The following is a 15,833-nucleotide window of genomic DNA, read 5'->3' on the forward strand; positions in this document are numbered from 1 at the left end:
TCGGAATCAGCGTGAAAACACGTTGAATCATGGTGCCAAGCGCTTGAATCAGTCTCTCAACGGCCGGCTTTCCGCGCCGCGAGAAGACCCAGATAATGCATCGCCACCGCCGCACCGGCAATCGCGGTGATATCGGCATGATCATAGGCCGGCGCAACCTCGACGACGTCTGCGCCCACCATTTGGAGGTTCTTGAGGTGCATCAGCGTCGCCAGCATCTTGGCGCTCGACGGCCCTCCGGCGACCGGTGTTCCGGTGCCCGGCGCAAAGGCGGGGTCCAGGCAATCGATGTCGAAGGTGATGTAGGCCTTGCCGCCGCCGACCCGCTCGTAGATCGCCTCGGCGATCTCGACGGCACCCATCTCCTCGACCTGATGGCCGTGGAGGATCTCGATCCCGCAATCCTCGGGCGCATGGGTGCGGATGCCGATCTGGATGGATTTGTCCGGATCGATCACGCCGTCCCGAACCGCGCGGCCGACGAACGATCCGTGGTCGATGCGCTGCCCATCGTCGAACCATGTGTCCTGATGGGCGTCGAACTGGACCAGCGCCAAGGGGCCGTGCCTGGCGGCATGGGCCATGAGAAGCGGCCATGTGACGAAATGGTCGCCGCCCAGCGCGAGCAGAAACACGCCCTTGTCGATCACCGCGCGCGCGGCAGCTTCGATGGCGCCCGGCGTCGCGGCGTGATTGCCATAGTCGAGCAAGACATCGCCATGGTCGATCACGGCGAGCGTGTCGAAGAGATCGGCCGAGAACGGGTATTGCGGATCATTGTCCATGATCGCGGAGGCGCGGCGGATCGCCTGCGGGCCGAACCGCGCCCCGGGCCGGTTGGAGACCGCGGCATCGAACGGAATGCCCAGCACGGCCACATCCGCGCCGGACAGGTCCTTTGTGTATTTGCGGCGCATGAAGGACAGCGCGCCCGCATAGGTCGGGTCGCTTGCGGCGCCGGTCAGCGGGCCGGGCGTGATGGCATGATCGACAGTCTCGGAAGGCATGGTCGGCTCGTCAAAGCGGTGACACGTCCATCGCGTTCAACAGCTTTCGCGCCCCGTTGGCAACCGATTTGCGCCGATCGTCGCCCAGCGCGCGGGCGCGGATTTCGATGCGCGGGATGATGGCGGCGTCTTGTTTCACCCAGCGCTCCAGCGTCTTCATCGCCATGTTGAGCGCGATCCAGTCGTCTTCTTCGTGCAGGGTGCGGATCAGGATTTCCGTCGCCTCGGCGCGCTGCTCCGGCGTCAGCCGCCTCTGATGTTCGAGAAAGAGTTGCGCCAGCGTCCATTTGGCCGACGGCTGGTCGATCTGTGCGATCTCGCCGATGAACCGGTCGGCATAGGTCTCGAACCAGTCCGGCCGTTCCTTGAAAACACGCCGGCAGGCATTGGACGTGCGCAGGCGGACGATCTCGTCATCGCTGAAATAGCACTGGTAGAGCTCTTCCATGCGCGCCGGCTCGTCAAGCACGATCTCGACCACGTCCAGCGTGCGCCCGAGCGAATTGGGATGGCCGCCGGTGAGCATATGACGGAACGGTTCCATGGCGAGAACCTAGCGGTGCAACGCGCACAAAAAAAGCGGGGCCGGGGCCCCGCTTCGATCTCTGCTGACACGTTCCGAAAAATCAGCGCTTGGAGAACTGGAAGCTCCGGCGCGCCTTGGCCCGACCATACTTCTTGCGTTCCACCACGCGGCTGTCGCGCGTCAGGAAGCCGCCCTTTTTGAGGATCGAGCGAAGCTCGGGCTCATAATAGGTCAGCGCCTTGGAGATGCCGTGGCGCACCGCGCCGGCCTGGCCGGACAGTCCGCCGCCCTTGACGGTGGCGACGATGTCGTACTGGCCGTTCCGGTTCACCGCGACGACCGGCTGGCGCAGGATCATCTGCAGCACGGGGCGGGCGAAATAGGTGTCCATGTCGCGGTCGTTGACGGTCACCTTGCCGGTGCCGGGCTTCAGCCAGACGCGGGCGACGGCGTCCTTGCGTTTGCCTGTCGCATAGGCGCGGCCATGCTCGTCCAGCTTCTGGACGTGGACGGGCGCTTCGGGCGCGGCGGCCGGTGCCGCCTCGGTGCCGGCAACGGCATCGCCCAGTTCTTCAAGCGAAGTCAGATCAGCCATGGGTGTCATGCTCTCTTGTTCTTGGCGTTCATTGCGGCGACGTCGAGCACTTCGGGCTGCTGCGCCTCATGGGGGTGTTCGGCGCCGGCATAGACGCGCAAATTCTTCATCTGGCGCCGGCCGAGCGGGCCGCGCGGGATCATGCGTTCGACGGCCTTTTCGACGACGCGCTCGGGAAAACGTCCGTCAAGCAGCTGCGCAGCGGTGCGCTCCTTGATGCCGCCCGGATGGCCGGTGTGCCAGTAATACTTCTTGTCGCCGCGCTTGTTGCCGGTGAAGACCACCTTGTCGGCATTGATGACGACCACGTTGTCGCCATCGTCGACATGGGGTGTGAAGCTCGGCTTGTGCTTGCCGCGCAGGCGGTTGGCGACGATCGTGGCGAGGCGGCCGACAACCAGGCCTTCCGCATCGATCATCACCCATTTCTTCTGCACGTCGGCAGGCTTTTGCGAAAAGGTCCGCATGGGAGTGTCCTTGGTTCATCGGTCCCGTCGGGCTGTCACCGTCGGGGCTTTTCTTGTTGCTTGGATTGCCGGCAGAAGACCAGTGATCTTCGGGCAAAAACAAACGCGCGGAGGCTTGCTCCGCACGTCATGGCGGGCATCTAGACGCGTGACATCAAACTGTCAAGCCATATTTCGGGAGCGACCCAAGAAAAGCCCAGCAATTTCAGGAACTTAGAGATAAGGTATTATTTTACCGTATCTTTTCGGCCCGGTGGGATCGAATATGTGGCGGTGGCGTGCGCAACGATGGTGTCTTTCTCGTCGGTGATCGTCGCCTCGACCACCGCCAGCCGCCGACCCAGCTTGAGCAGCCGTCCGGTGCAGAAGATCGGCCCGGGCGCCGCCTTGTGCATGAAATTGATGTTCAGATTGGTCGTCACCGTGTGCTTGGCCGGCCCGATATGCGCCAGGATCACCATGTAGGCGCACACATCGGCCATCGTGAACAGGGTCGGGCCGGAAACCGTGCCGCCCGGCCGCAAATGCCGCTCCTTCGGTTCGAGCCGCATCGTCGTCGCGCCCGGCTCGACGGATGCGATGTGAAACACCCGCCCGTCCATGTGCACCTGCGGGAAATCGCGCTCGATGAAGGCTTCGAGGTCGGCCACGCTCATGATGGGCTTGTAGGGTGTGTCCGCCATGATCTCCGTCTTGCTCTCTGGTCGCGGCTTGCCGTGGCGGCGCCGCTTTGCGACAAGGGCGCTGTTACCGTTCCGCCGGCAGGGGAGGCAAGGCCCATGAGCGCCACCGTGACATCGTTGAGAAAGCCCGGCGGTCTGGTTCTGGCCGGCACCGAAGGCCCGATCCGCCGCCTTACGCTGAACAGCCCGCCCGCGAACGCGCTGTCCATCGCCATGATGGAGACGCTGCTGGCGTCCCTCAAGGAAGCCGCCGCCGACAAGGACGTCCGCGTTGTCGTGATCCGCTCCGACGAGCGCGTGTTCTGCGCGGGCCATGATCTGAAGGAACTGACCGCCCATCGGGCCGACGCCGACGGCGGAACGGCGTTCTTCAAGAAAACCTTCGATCTGTGCGCCGAACTGATGACGGCCATCGTCCGCCTTCCCAAGCCGGTGATCGCCGAGGTGGACGGACTGGCGACCGCCGCCGGCTGCCAGCTTGTCGCCAGCTGCGATCTGGCGATCTGTACGGACAGTTCGGGCTTCTGCACGCCGGGCGTCAATATCGGCCTGTTCTGCTCGACGCCCATGGTCGCCTTGTCGCGCAACGTCCACCGCAAGCAGGCGATGGAGATGCTGCTGACCGGCGAGACGATCGACGCGTCGACGGCCAGGGAGTTCGGCCTCGTCAACCGGATCGTGCCGCGCGAATATCTGAATCAGGTTGTCACCAAATATGCGCAAGCCATTGCCGAAAAATCGGCTTTCGTCGTGCGCACCGGCAAAGAGGCCTTCTACCGGCAGGCCGAGATGGATCTCGACGCGGCCTATGTCTACACGGCCGAGATCATGGTCGAGAACATGATGGCCGCCGATGCGGAGGAGGGTATCGGCGCGTTCCTGCAGAAGCGCAAGGCGCAATGGACGGACGAGCAATGAGCCGCAGCGAAACCGGCCTTTGCTGGACATGTGAGATGGCTTGCCGGGCGGCATGGCCGGCGGCCATCGAAGTGCGGCACGGAGATTGGACGGCGCGCTATGACGGAAGTCCGATCCGGCGCACCAACTCGCTCAACCCGCTGCCCGGCGCAACAGGGCCCACCCGCGATGTTCGCCAAGCCGCCGAGTCCTTTTATGCCGGTCGTGGGCGCCGGACGGTGATCCGTCTTCTCGATTTTGCCACGTCGGATCAAACGGCTCTTGAGAATGAAGGATATCGCTCTGAGAGCATCACTCGGACGCTCCACGCCCGGCTCAACGCGGATATTGCCGGAATCGGGCCGGACACCACACTGCACGACCATGCCTCAGCGGGCTGGCTTGGCCTGCGGGAAACGCTCAATCCCGATGCTGGCGGCTTCCGCGCCATGCTGCAGCGGATCGAAGCACCACTCTGTTTCGCCGAAACGAAGGTTGATGAGCGGGTTGCGTCCATCGCCTATGGCGTTCTCATCGACGATCTTCTGGTCGTCGAGGCCGTTGCCACCGATCCTGACTTCCGCGGGCGTGGCCTGGCTCGCCAGACCGTCGGTGCGCTGATCAACTGGGCCCGGCGGCAAGGCGCTGGGCAAGCCACCCTGCAGGTTGTCGCCGAAAACGCGCCCGCCCAGGCGCTCTACCGGAGGCTGGGCTTTGACAGGCTGTTGTTCTCATACAGCTACATGTATGCGCCGGAGCAGAACGATACGCAATGAACCACGCACAGAACCATGACGCCTATCCGGACGAACTGATCCGTTCGGTTCTGACCAGCGTCAAGTCCATCGCGGTCGTTGGCGCGTCGCCCAATCCGGCGCGTCCGAGCCATGGCGTGACCGGCTTTCTGGTGCGCAAGGGGTTCACGGTGTTCGCCGTCAATCCCGGTCATGCCGGCAAGACGATCGCCGGCGCGCCGGTGGTCGCAACGCTCGCCGATCTGCCGCAGCCCGTCGACATGATCGACGTGTTCCGCCGGTCGGAACATCTGGGCGCTGTGGTCGATGCGGCGCTCGCGCTCGATCCGCTGCCCAAGGTGATCTGGAGCCAGTTGGGCGTGCGCGACGATGCCGCCGCGGCCCGCGCCGAGGCTGCCGGGCTGACCGTCATCCAGGACCGCTGCCCGGCGATCGAGATGCCGCGCCTGGGCCTGTGATCCCGCAAAACCGTTGCGCCAGACGGCTCAGGCCAGCGTTGGCGCAACGCGAAATGGCTCCGACGCGCAAATTTGTTCTTTGCATTCGACCGGCCGCTCGCCGATAACGCCCCGGGACCAACGACAACCGACCATCCGGGAGGCACTTCATCATGGCAGACCACACGCCGGGCTTCGAGACGCTCGCCATTCACGCGGGCGCGCAGCCCGATCCGACCACCAATGCGCGCATCACGCCGATCTATCAGACGACATCGTTCGTCTTCGACAGCGCCGACCATGCGGCACGGCTGTTCGGCCTTCAGGAATTCGGCAACATCTACACCCGCATCATGAACCCGACCAATGCGGTGCTCGAAGAGCGCGTCGCGGCGCTGGAGGGCGGCACCGCGGCGCTGGCGGTGGCATCGGGCCATGCCGCGCAGCTCCTGGTCTTCCACACGCTGATGAATTCCGGCGACAATTTCGTCGCCTCGACGCGCCTTTACGGCGGATCGATCAATCAGTTCGGCCAGGCCTTCAAGAATTTCGACTGGCAGGTCCGCTGGGCCGACATGGACGATGTCGCCGCGCTCGAAGCGCAGATCGACGACCGCACCCGCGCTGTCTTCGTGGAAAGCATCGCCAACCCCGGCGGCGTGATCACCGATATCGAGGCGGTTGCCAAGGTGGCGCACAAGCACGGCCTGCCGCTGATCGTCGACAACACGATGGCGACGCCATACCTTATCCGGCCGATCGAGCACGGCGCCGACATCGTCGTCCATTCGCTGACCAAGTTCATCGGCGGTCACGGCAACTCCATGGGCGGCATCATCGTCGATGGCGGCACGTTCGACTGGTCGGCCTCGGGCAACTATCCGATGCTGTCGGCGCCGCGCGAGGAATATGGCGGCGTGGTGCTGCACGAAGCGCTCGGCAACATCGCCTTTGCCATCGCCTGCCGGGTGTTGGGCCTGCGCGACTTCGGCCCGGCGCTTTCTCCGTTCAACGCTTTCCAGATCCTGACCGGGCTCGAAACGCTGCCGCTGAGAATGCAGCGCCATTGCGACAATGCGCACGAGGTTGCCAAGCACCTCAACAAGCACGATGCCGTCGCCTGGGTCCGTTATGCCGGCCTGAAGGGCGACACCTACAAGGATCTGCAGAAGAAATATGCGCCCAAGGGCGGCGGATCGGTTTTCACCTTCGGCCTGAAGGGCGGCTACGAGGCGGGCGTCAAGTTTGTCGAAGGCCTCGAACTGTTCTCGCACCTTGCCAATATCGGCGACACGCGCTCGCTTGTGATCCATCCGGCTTCGACCACCCACCGGCAATTGAGCGACGAGCAGCGTGACGCCGCCGGCGCGGGCAACGATGTGGTGCGCCTGTCGGTCGGCATCGAGAATGTCGATGACATCATCGCCGACATCGACCAGGCGCTGGCCAAGGCCGGCTGACCGGGCATCAGAACCGCTTGTTTAGAGGGCCGCCCATGTGCGGCCCTTTTTGGTTGCGCGTATTGACCTGCCGCAAGGCGGACGGAGCGGCGGGATGCTTTTGTGAACCCAGGAGACGCAGGAAAACGGGAGTGCGCCGATGCGCCATCAGATCATCGCTTTTTCCGCCGCCGTGTTGGTGGCGGCAAGCCTGCCCGCGCTTGCCCAGTCCACCGACCCGGCGTGGCTCGATGCCGTCTCCGAGCAGTTGGCGCGAGACCAACAGTGCCAGGTCGAGTATTTCGTCAACATCCGTGAGGGCGAACTCGCCGGACGAAGAACGTTCGAGGCACGCGCCCAATGCCGGGACGGCCGACAGTTTGATGCGGCGCGCACCGAGCCGGAAGCCGAATTCACGCTCAAGATCTGCGAAGTCACGGTCTGCTGATCACCGCCAGCCAAGCACTGCGCGCTCCAGCCCGTGAAAATGGTAGGCGTCGGCATAGCGCGGCGTCTCGGCAAAGCGGATGCCCGGCAGCCGCGCGAACAGGACCGACAGCGCTTCCTGCAGTTCGATCCGCGCCAGCGGCGCACCGATGCAGAAGTGAAGACCGGCGCCGAAGGTGACATTGGCCTGACCGGTCCGATACGGGTCGAACCTGTCCGGATCGGCAAAGCGGCGCGGGTCGCGGTTGGCCGCGCCGAGCAGCAGGCCGATCCGGTCGCCCTTCTTCAGCGCGACCATCGTGCCATCGGCTTCCAGTTCCATGTCTTCGAGCGCATAGCGCGTGAACATGTGCAGCGGCGCGTCATGGCGCAGGCACTCCTCTACCGTTGTCGCCGTCGCCTCGGCATCGGCAAAGAGCCCGCGTGGATCAAGCTTCGAAGCCAGGATCGAGCGCATCGCATTGCCGATCTGGTGCACGGTCGCTTCATGACCGGCATTGAGCAGCAGGATCACCGTCGACACCAGTTCGTCCACCGACAGCGTCTCGCCGTCATCTTCCGCAGCGATCAGCGCCGAAAGCAGATCGTCGCCCGGATCGGCGCGCTTTTCGGCGATCCGGGCGCGCAGGAAGCCGGCGAAATCGCGAGCAGCGGTGTTCGCCGCGATCTGGTCGCCCATCGGCGGGTCGAGCACATACATTTTGACGATCGCATGAGACCAGCCGAGCAGTTGCGGCCCGGCTTCCACCGGCACGCCCAGCAGGGTGCAGATCGTTGTCAGCGGGATGGGCGTTGCGTAGGCCGACAGCAATTCGACCTGTCCGTCGGCCTCGAACCCGTCGATCAAAGCATGGCAGAGCGCGTTGATCTGCGGGCGTAGCCGTTCCACCTGCCGCGCGACGAACGCCTTGGTGATCAGCCGCCTCAGCCGCGTATGCGCCGGCGGCTCCAACTCCAGGAGCGAGTGCCGTTCGACGGCGTCGAAATCGGCCAGATGCGCCGGGCGCGGCGGCCAGCCCAGTTCCTCGCGCGTGGCCACATGCAGCACCTGCCGGCCGAACCGCCGGTCGCGCAGGAGCCGATCGACGGTCTCATATCCGGCAAAGCACCAATGCCCGTATTCCTCCCAGAAGAAAGCCTGACCATCGGCATGCCAGCGCCCGTAGGCGCGATAGACGTCCTGCACGAAGTGCGGATTGCGCGGGTCGACCGAACGTGCGCGCGGGCCGCTGCGTGGTGGGGTTCCGGCATTCACGATTACGTGTCCCTGATGGCTTGGTCCGGCCGCGTTCTGCGGCGTTTTCCATCGCCGGGCAACCAATTGGCCGGCCTCTCTTGCGAACCGCCCGGTGCCCGCCCTATCTAGATGGCCAGTTTGACACTGATTCCCGCCGTCCTGCCCGCGTTTGCGCGGCAAAACCCCGAAAAAGGTGACGCATGCCAAGCCCGATCGATACCGTGATGAATCTCGTGCCCATGGTCGTCGAACAGACCAACCGTGGCGAGCGCGCCTATGACATCTTCTCGCGCCTGCTCAAGGAGCGCATCATCTTCATCACCGGCCCGATCGAGGACGGCATGGCGTCGCTGGTCTGCGCGCAGCTTTTGTTCCTCGAGGCCGACAATCCGAAAAAAGAGATCGCCATGTACATCAATTCGCCCGGCGGCGTCGTTACGGCCGGGCTGGCGATCTACGATACGATGCAGTTCATCAAGCCGCCCATTTCCACGCTGTGCACCGGCCAGGCCATGTCGATGGGCTCGTTCCTTCTTGCCGCCGGCGCCAAGGACATGCGCTTTGGCCTGCCCAACGCCAATGTGATGGTGCACCAGCCGTCCGGCGGTTATCAGGGTCAGGCGACCGACATTCTCATCCACGCCGAATTCACCCAGAAGCTGAAGCGCCGCCTGAACGAAATCTATGTCAAGCACACCGGTCAGGATTACGAGACAATCGAAAAGGCGCTCGAGCGCGACAATTTCATGAGCGCCGAGGAAGCCAGGGACTTCGGGCTCATCGACAAGGTGATCACCTCGCGCGAGGCGATGGAGAACGAAGCCAAGGGCGACTGAGCCGATAATGCGCGCCGGGTGCGGCACATTTGCCACGCATTGGTGATTGCTCTGGGCGCGCGACGCGCTAGGGTTCCTGTCCGGAGCGCTTGGCGCGTTAAGGTCTTGTTGACAAAGGCAGCCTTAGCCTTTGATGATTCGGGTGTCGGGTTTGTGTCTTTGCTGCTTGTGTATATGGTGCCGAAGGGTTTTGACCCCGGCGTGGTCTGAGTGCTCCGTGATTGCGCGATCGCCGGCCCGGCCAGGCAGGTGGCCGCCCAGGTTCGGCGCAGGAAAGGATAGACGATGAGCAAGGTTTCCTCGAGCGGTGGCGGCGGCGACGCCAAGAACACGCTCTATTGCTCATTCTGCGGCAAGAGCCAGCACGAGGTCCGCAAGCTGATTGCCGGGCCGACCGTGTTCATCTGCGATGAGTGCGTCGAACTGTGCATGGACATCATCCGCGAGGAGAACAAGTCCTCGATCTCCAAGTCCAAGGAAGGCGTACCCACGCCGCAGGAGATCCTGGGCGTCCTCGACGACTATGTGATCGGCCAGGAGCGCGCCAAGCGCATCCTTTCGGTTGCCGTCCACAACCACTACAAGCGCCTCGCCCATGCCGAGAAGAACGAGGATGTGGAGCTTGCCAAGTCCAACATCCTGCTCATCGGCCCGACCGGCTGCGGCAAGACGCTGCTCGCCCAGACGCTGGCGCGCATCATCGACGTGCCGTTCACGATGGCCGACGCGACCACGCTGACCGAGGCGGGCTATGTCGGCGAGGATGTCGAGAACATCATTTTGAAGCTGCTCCAGGCGTCCGACTACAATGTCGAGCGCGCCCAGCGCGGCATCGTCTATATCGACGAGATCGACAAGATTTCGCGCAAATCTGACAATCCCTCGATCACCCGCGACGTGTCGGGCGAGGGCGTCCAGCAGGCGCTTTTGAAGATCATGGAAGGCACGGTCGCCTCGGTGCCGCCGCAGGGCGGACGCAAGCATCCGCAGCAGGAGTTCCTGCAGGTCGACACCGCCAACATCCTGTTCATCTCGGGCGGCGCCTTCGCCGGCCTCGACAAGATCATTTCCGACCGCGGCACCAACACGTCGATCGGATTTGCCGCCACCGTCGAGGCCGCCGACGAGCGCAAGACCGGGGAACTGTTCCGCAAGGTCGAGCCCGAAGACCTGTTGCGCTTCGGGCTGATCCCCGAGTTTGTCGGCCGCCTGCCGGTCTTGGCGACGCTTGAGGATCTCGATGAGGAAGCGCTGGTGCAAATCCTGACCGAGCCCAAGAATGCGCTCGTCAAGCAGTATCAGCGCCTGTTCGAGATGGAAAACGTGCAACTGACGTTCCACGAGGACGCCCTGCGGGCCATCGCCCGGCGCGCCATCGAGCGCAAGACCGGCGCGCGCGGCCTGCGCTCGATCATGGAAACGATCCTGCTCGACACCATGTTTGAGCTTCCGGCGCTGGAAGGCGTTCGCGAAGTCGTGATTTCGGACGAGGTCGTCACCGGCGGCGCGCGGCCGCTCTACATCTATTCCGACAAGGAAGACGAGGCCGAGGCCACCGCCGAGAGCGCGTGACGTTTTAGCCCGGCTGCCGGGGCCACCGGCCAGTGCATGAGTGAATCATCTTTGGGTTTCGCCGTCGCGGCACCATTGTCGCGATTGTGCGAATCTGCGTTCGGCGCGAAGGTGGACATCAGGGCCCGGCCGCAATGGTTGAAATGACGGTCTTCCGGCGCCAGTTAACCACCAGGGCATGACATGCCCGCTCCTGCCGCCGGGACTTCGGTACGGCGGCCAATCCGGCAAATGGCCGATATCGGCCAAAAGCCTTGAAAGGACGAAACGCATGACAGATGCAAACGAAACGGTGATGGCGGGTGGACCGGACGGGCTTTATGCCGTTCTTCCGCTGCGCGATATCGTCGTTTTCCCGCACATGATCGTGCCGCTCTTTGTCGGGCGGGACAAATCGATCCGTGCGCTTGAAGAGGTGATGGAGAACGATCGGCAGATCCTTCTCGCCACCCAGATGGATGCGGCCGACGACGATCCGTCCACCGATGCGATCTATACGACCGGCACGCTCGCCAACGTGCTGCAGCTTCTCAAGCTGCCCGACAACACGGTCAAGGTGCTTGTCGAGGGTGTAGAGCGCGTCGCCATCGAGCGGTTCTCCGACCGCAAAGACTATATGGAAGCGCAGGCCGTCGCGGTCGATGTACCCGATGAGGACGAGGTCGAAGTCGCCGCTCTCGCCCGTTCGGTGGTGGGCCAGTTCGAAGACTATGTGAAGCTCAACAAGAAGATTTCGCCCGACGTGGTCGGTGCGGTCGGCCAGATCGACGATCATGCCAAGCTGGCCGATACGGTCGCTTCGCATCTCGCCGTCAAGATCGGCGACAAGCAGGAGCTTCTCGAAACGTTGCCCGTCAAGGAGCGGCTGGAAAAGGCGCTCGGCCACATGGAGGCGGAAATTTCCGTCCTTCAGGTGGAAAAGCGCATCCGCAGCCGCGTCAAGCGGCAGATGGAGAAGACCCAGCGCGAATACTATCTCAACGAGCAGATGAAGGCGATCCAGAAGGAGCTGGGCGACGGCGAGGACGGTCAGGGCGAACTGGCCGAACTCGAAGAGCGCATCGAAAAGACCAAGCTCTCCAAGGAAGCGCGCGAAAAGACCGAGGCGGAGTTCAAGAAGCTCAAGCAGATGAGCCCGATGTCGGCCGAGGCCACCGTCGTGCGCAACTATCTGGACTGGATGCTCTCCATTCCCTGGGCCAAGAAGTCCAAGATCAAGTACGATCTGGAGCTGGCCGAAGAGGTGCTCGACACCGACCATTACGGCCTCGAAAAGGTCAAGGAACGGATCGTCGAATATCTCGCCGTGCAAAAGCGCCAGAAGAAGCTCAAGGGGCCGATCCTGTGCCTCGTCGGACCGCCCGGCGTGGGCAAGACCTCGCTCGCCAAGTCGATCGCCAAGGCGACCGGCCGCGAATATGTGCGCATGGCGCTTGGCGGCGTGCGTGACGAAGCGGAAATCCGCGGTCACCGGAGGACCTATATCGGCTCGATGCCCGGCAAGATCATCCAGTCGATGAAGAAGGCCAAGAAGTCCAACCCGCTCTTCCTGCTCGACGAGATCGACAAGATGGGCATGGATTTCCGCGGCGATCCGTCCTCGGCGCTGCTCGAGGTGCTCGATCCGGAACAGAACAACACCTTCATGGACCACTATCTGGAGGTGGAGTACGACCTGTCGAACGTGATGTTCATCACCACGGCCAACACGCTCAACATCCCCGCGCCGTTGATGGACCGGATGGAGATCATCCGCATCGCCGGCTACACCGAGGATGAAAAGGTCGAGATCGTCAACCGGCACCTGATGCCCAAGGCCATCCGCGACAATGCCCTCCAGGAAGGCGAGTTCGAGGTGACCGAGGCGGCCGTGCGGAAGATCGTCAGGCTCTACACCCGCGAGGCGGGCGTCCGTAATCTCGAGCGCGAACTGATGAAGCTCGCCCGCAAGGTCGTCACCGAAATCCTGCGCTCGGACGTCAAGACCGTCCGTGTCGATGAGGACAATCTGGACGACTATCTGGGCGTGCCGAAGTTCCGCTTCGGCGAGATCGACCAGGAGGATCAGGTCGGCGTCGTCACCGGGCTTGCCTGGACCGAGGTGGGCGGCGAACTGCTGACCATCGAGGGCGTCATGATGCCCGGCAAGGGCAAGATGACCGTCACCGGCAACCTCAAGGATGTGATGAAGGAATCGATTTCCGCCGCCGCATCCTATGTCCGGTCGCGGGCGATCGACTTCGGCATCGAGCCGCCCATCTTCGACAAGCGCGACATCCACGTGCACGTGCCCGAGGGCGCAACGCCCAAGGACGGGCCGTCGGCGGGCATTGCCATGGCGACGGCGATCGTCTCGGTGCTGACCGGCATCCCCGTGCGCAAGGATATCGCCATGACCGGCGAGATCACGCTACGGGGAAGGGTGCTGCCGATCGGCGGCCTCAAGGAGAAGCTGCTGGCCGCCGTGCGCGGCGGTATCACCAAGGTGCTGATCCCCCAGGACAATGCCAAGGACCTTGCCGACATTCCGGACAACGTCAAAAGCGTGCTGGAGATCATCCCGGTCGGTCACATCGGCGAAGTGCTCGGCCACGCTTTGACGGCCGAGCCCGAGCCGATCGAGTGGACAGAGGAGGACGAGAAGATGGCCGCGGCCGCGCTCGCCGCCTCGTCCGGTTCGGCGCCAAGCGTCGCCCACTGAGCCGCACAGGGCCTGCCAGACAATCCGAAAGGCGCCGTTTCGACGGCGCCTTTTTTGATTTGTGCACCTCAAGCGCGTGATTTTGTGTTGAATTCCGCCGATTGCCGATCGTTTGACGCCTAAATGCTTAGGAATCGCCCAGATTCCGGCTAGTGTCGCGCCATCGTGACGATGGGTAAGCGATTCGCGCCCGCGCCGAACAATTCCGAACGAGGGGAGATCACCCATGAACAAGAATGAACTCGCAGCAGCCGTCGCCGACAAGGCCGGCCTTGCCAAGGGCGACGCAGCGTCGGCCGTCGATGCCGTGTTTGCAACCATCACCGAGACCCTGTCGTCGGGCGGCGATGTCCGCGTGCTTGGATTCGGCAATTTCGTCGTCCAGCAGCGCGCCGCCACGACCGGCCGCAACCCGATGACCGGCGCCGCTGTCGACATTCCGGCCAAGCGCGTTCCGAAGTTCTCCGCCGGCAAGGCACTCAAGGAAGCCGTCAACAGCTGACGTGTCTCGCGCCGGCTCAGGCCGGTCGATGCGAAAACGACCAAGCCGTCCGGGCCACCGGGCGGCTTTTTTCGTTGGGGTGGTCGCTGAAACTCCGCCGACCGCTTGACGTTTGGCAGGATAGTGGTGGGCGATGAGAGACTCGAACTCCCGACATCTTCGGTGTAAACGAAGCGCTCTACCAGCTGAGCTAATCGCCCCCTGCGCAACCTTTGTGCGCCGTTCCGATCTAATGGGCGCGGGGCGCACATGCAAGCGCCGTCGCGCGCCCGGCGCGGCCGCCGACAATCGCCTTCCGGACCGCTTGACACCATCGGCCCTTCCACTTAAGTGACCCGAACGCCGGCCATGCCGGCGGCCAGCAAATGCGGGTGTAGCTCAGTTGGTTAGAGTGCCGGCCTGTCACGCCGGAGGTCGCGGGTTCGAGCCCCGTCACTCGCGCCATTTGCTGTCAAAGTCCGGTGGTCTCTATTGATCCGGCCTCCACTTTTCGAACTCCCAAGACGCGTTTGTTTCCAAAGCATTTTTCGCGTTGGCCGGGCCGCGCGCCAGCGCGCAGATATCCCAATGTGCCAGGCGAGACCGAGGCGGAAAAAGCGCTAGCGCGAAATCGGTATTGGCCACCCGTCCGCACCCTTGCGCGCGGCTCGGCAAACCGATAACTGCCCCTGCAAGACAAAAAAGGGCGTTCGGCTTGTGCCCCGTGCGGCTTTCGGCCATATGGTGCGGCGCGGGAAATCGGGCTAAGACGCCGATAAACGTTCATCGGGGTTCGCACACATGGAAGCCGTCGTCGCCTCCTACCTGCCCATCATCATCTTTCTGCTCGTCTGTATCGGCATCGGCGCGGCGCTTCTGATCGCGCCGTTCATCGTTGCCTATCAGAGCCCGGACCCCGAAAAACTGTCCGCCTATGAATGCGGCTTCAACGCGTTCGACGATGCGCGCATGAAGTTCGACGTGCGTTTCTATCTCGTCGCCATCCTGTTCATCATCTTCGATCTCGAAGTGGCTTTCCTGTTTCCCTGGGCGGTGTCGTTCGGCGAACTGGGCATGTTCGGTTTCTGGTCGATGATGGTGTTTCTGGGCGTTCTGACGGTCGGCTTTATCTATGAATGGCGCAAAGGAGCGCTGGAATGGGATTGAACGACGACCAGACCCTCGTCGCCCCGCAGCCCAAGGGCATCATCGATCCGAAAACCGGCAGGCCGGTCGGCGCGGACGATTCCTTTTTCGGCGAGATCGACAATGAACTGGCCGACAAGGGCTTTCTTGTCACCTCGACCGACGAACTGATCAACTGGGCCAGGACCGGCTCGCTGATGTGGATGACGTTCGGCCTGGCCTGCTGCGCCGTCGAGATGATGCACACTTCGATGCCGCGTTACGATGCCGAGCGGTTCGGCGTCGCCCCGCGTGCCTCGCCGCGCCAGTCCGACGTGATGATCGTCGCCGGCACGCTGACCAACAAGATGGCGCCGGCGCTGCGCAAGGTCTACGACCAGATGCCCGAGCCGCGTTACGTCATCTCGATGGGCTCGTGCGCCAATGGCGGCGGCTATTACCACTATTCCTATTCGGTGGTGCGCGGCTGCGACCGCATCGTGCCGGTCGACATTTATGTGCCCGGGTGCCCGCCCACGGCCGAGGCGCTGCTGTACGGCATATTGATGCTGCAGAAGAAAATCCGCCGCACCGGCACGATCGAGCGCTGACGGCGTCTCGGCGGCGG

17 protein-coding genes and 2 tRNA genes are annotated in these 15,833 nt (G+C 63.4%); 12 read left to right on the plus strand and 7 right to left on the minus strand.

Annotated elements, in window-relative coordinates; all coding sequences use genetic code 11:
* Nucleotides 1-56 precede the first annotated feature (56 nt).
* The 5 genes from speB to DEM25_RS11870 all read right to left on the minus strand — a co-directional run bounded on the left by speB (nucleotide 57) and on the right by DEM25_RS11870 (nucleotide 3,278).
* Nucleotides 57-1,007: an agmatinase gene (speB, locus tag DEM25_RS11850; RefSeq protein WP_109765958.1), complete on the minus strand. Its 951-nt coding sequence runs from the start codon at nucleotides 1,005-1,007 to the stop codon at nucleotides 57-59.
* A gap of 10 nt (nucleotides 1,008-1,017) precedes the next feature.
* On the minus strand, nucleotides 1,018-1,551 hold the full coding sequence (locus tag DEM25_RS11855) for a hypothetical protein (RefSeq protein ID WP_109765959.1): 534 nt from the start codon (nucleotides 1,549-1,551) through the stop codon (nucleotides 1,018-1,020).
* Between the two features lie 82 nt (nucleotides 1,552-1,633).
* Nucleotides 1,634-2,128, minus strand: coding sequence for a 30S ribosomal protein S9 (rpsI, locus tag DEM25_RS11860; protein WP_109765960.1), 495 nt, complete (start codon nucleotides 2,126-2,128; stop codon nucleotides 1,634-1,636).
* A gap of 5 nt (nucleotides 2,129-2,133) precedes the next feature.
* Nucleotides 2,134-2,595 (minus strand): 50S ribosomal protein L13, encoded by a 462-nt coding sequence (rplM, locus tag DEM25_RS11865; protein ID WP_109765961.1) that lies wholly within the window; start codon nucleotides 2,593-2,595, stop codon nucleotides 2,134-2,136.
* Nucleotides 2,596-2,822: 227 nt separating this feature from the next.
* Nucleotides 2,823-3,278: a PaaI family thioesterase gene (locus DEM25_RS11870; RefSeq protein WP_109765962.1), complete on the minus strand. Its 456-nt coding sequence runs from the start codon at nucleotides 3,276-3,278 to the stop codon at nucleotides 2,823-2,825.
* A 96-nt stretch (nucleotides 3,279-3,374) separates the two neighbouring features.
* Between DEM25_RS11870 and DEM25_RS11875 the strand changes: the two genes are divergently transcribed.
* From DEM25_RS11875 to DEM25_RS11895, 5 genes are all read left to right on the plus strand, one after another.
* Complete coding sequence (locus DEM25_RS11875) at nucleotides 3,375-4,196, plus strand: enoyl-CoA hydratase (protein WP_109765963.1); 822 nt, start codon at nucleotides 3,375-3,377, stop codon at nucleotides 4,194-4,196.
* A 35-nt stretch (nucleotides 4,197-4,231) separates the two neighbouring features.
* Nucleotides 4,232-4,951, plus strand: a complete 720-nt coding sequence (locus DEM25_RS11880; RefSeq protein ID WP_439650685.1) for a GNAT family N-acetyltransferase — start codon at nucleotides 4,232-4,234, stop codon at nucleotides 4,949-4,951.
* Entirely contained in the window at nucleotides 4,948-5,388 is a 441-nt protein-coding gene (locus DEM25_RS11885) for a CoA-binding protein (protein ID WP_109765965.1), read from the plus strand. The genes DEM25_RS11880 and DEM25_RS11885 overlap by 4 nt, the downstream gene beginning before the upstream one ends.
* Before the next feature lie 152 nt (nucleotides 5,389-5,540).
* Nucleotides 5,541-6,827 (plus strand): O-acetylhomoserine aminocarboxypropyltransferase, encoded by a 1,287-nt coding sequence (locus DEM25_RS11890; RefSeq protein ID WP_109765966.1) that lies wholly within the window; start codon nucleotides 5,541-5,543, stop codon nucleotides 6,825-6,827.
* Between the two features lie 139 nt (nucleotides 6,828-6,966).
* Nucleotides 6,967-7,254 (plus strand): hypothetical protein, encoded by a 288-nt coding sequence (locus DEM25_RS11895; protein ID WP_109765967.1) that lies wholly within the window; start codon nucleotides 6,967-6,969, stop codon nucleotides 7,252-7,254.
* Here DEM25_RS11895 and DEM25_RS11900 read toward each other — a convergent pair whose 3' ends face one another.
* A complete protein-coding gene (locus DEM25_RS11900) occupies nucleotides 7,255-8,508 on the minus strand; it encodes a cytochrome P450 (RefSeq protein WP_245412889.1) in 1,254 nt (417 codons plus the stop codon). It lies immediately after the preceding gene.
* A gap of 182 nt (nucleotides 8,509-8,690) precedes the next feature.
* Between DEM25_RS11900 and DEM25_RS11905 the strand changes: the two genes are divergently transcribed.
* The 4 genes from DEM25_RS11905 (at nucleotide 8,691) to DEM25_RS11920 (ending at nucleotide 14,101) form a co-directional block, all read left to right on the plus strand.
* Complete coding sequence (locus DEM25_RS11905; RefSeq protein WP_109765968.1) at nucleotides 8,691-9,326, plus strand: ATP-dependent Clp protease proteolytic subunit; 636 nt, start codon at nucleotides 8,691-8,693, stop codon at nucleotides 9,324-9,326.
* Between the two features lie 285 nt (nucleotides 9,327-9,611).
* Nucleotides 9,612-10,898, plus strand: a complete 1,287-nt coding sequence (clpX, locus tag DEM25_RS11910) for an ATP-dependent Clp protease ATP-binding subunit ClpX (protein WP_109765969.1) — start codon at nucleotides 9,612-9,614, stop codon at nucleotides 10,896-10,898.
* A 271-nt stretch (nucleotides 10,899-11,169) separates the two neighbouring features.
* A complete protein-coding gene (lon, locus tag DEM25_RS11915) occupies nucleotides 11,170-13,599 on the plus strand; it encodes an endopeptidase La (RefSeq protein WP_109766169.1) in 2,430 nt (809 codons plus the stop codon).
* Between the two features lie 226 nt (nucleotides 13,600-13,825).
* Nucleotides 13,826-14,101, plus strand: coding sequence for an HU family DNA-binding protein (locus tag DEM25_RS11920; protein WP_109765970.1), 276 nt, complete (start codon nucleotides 13,826-13,828; stop codon nucleotides 14,099-14,101).
* Nucleotides 14,102-14,225: 124 nt separating this feature from the next.
* Here the strand turns inward: DEM25_RS11920 and DEM25_RS11925 are convergent.
* Nucleotides 14,226-14,301 (minus strand) — tRNA-Val (locus DEM25_RS11925).
* A 167-nt stretch (nucleotides 14,302-14,468) separates the two neighbouring features.
* Between DEM25_RS11925 and DEM25_RS11930 the strand changes: the two genes are divergently transcribed.
* The 3 genes from DEM25_RS11930 (at nucleotide 14,469) to DEM25_RS11940 (ending at nucleotide 15,816) form a co-directional block, all read left to right on the plus strand.
* A tRNA-Asp gene (locus DEM25_RS11930) sits at nucleotides 14,469-14,545 on the plus strand.
* A gap of 336 nt (nucleotides 14,546-14,881) precedes the next feature.
* Nucleotides 14,882-15,247, plus strand: a complete 366-nt coding sequence (locus tag DEM25_RS11935; RefSeq protein ID WP_109765972.1) for an NADH-quinone oxidoreductase subunit A — start codon at nucleotides 14,882-14,884, stop codon at nucleotides 15,245-15,247.
* A complete protein-coding gene (locus DEM25_RS11940) occupies nucleotides 15,238-15,816 on the plus strand; it encodes a NuoB/complex I 20 kDa subunit family protein (RefSeq protein WP_109765973.1) in 579 nt (192 codons plus the stop codon). Before DEM25_RS11935 ends, DEM25_RS11940 begins: the two co-directional genes overlap by 10 nt.
* The last annotated feature ends 17 nt before the right edge of the window (nucleotides 15,817-15,833 follow it).

This window comes from Oceaniradius stylonematis (assembly GCF_003149475.2).
In the GTDB taxonomy this organism is placed as follows: Bacteria; Pseudomonadota; Alphaproteobacteria; order Rhizobiales; family Rhizobiaceae; genus Roseitalea; species Roseitalea stylonematis.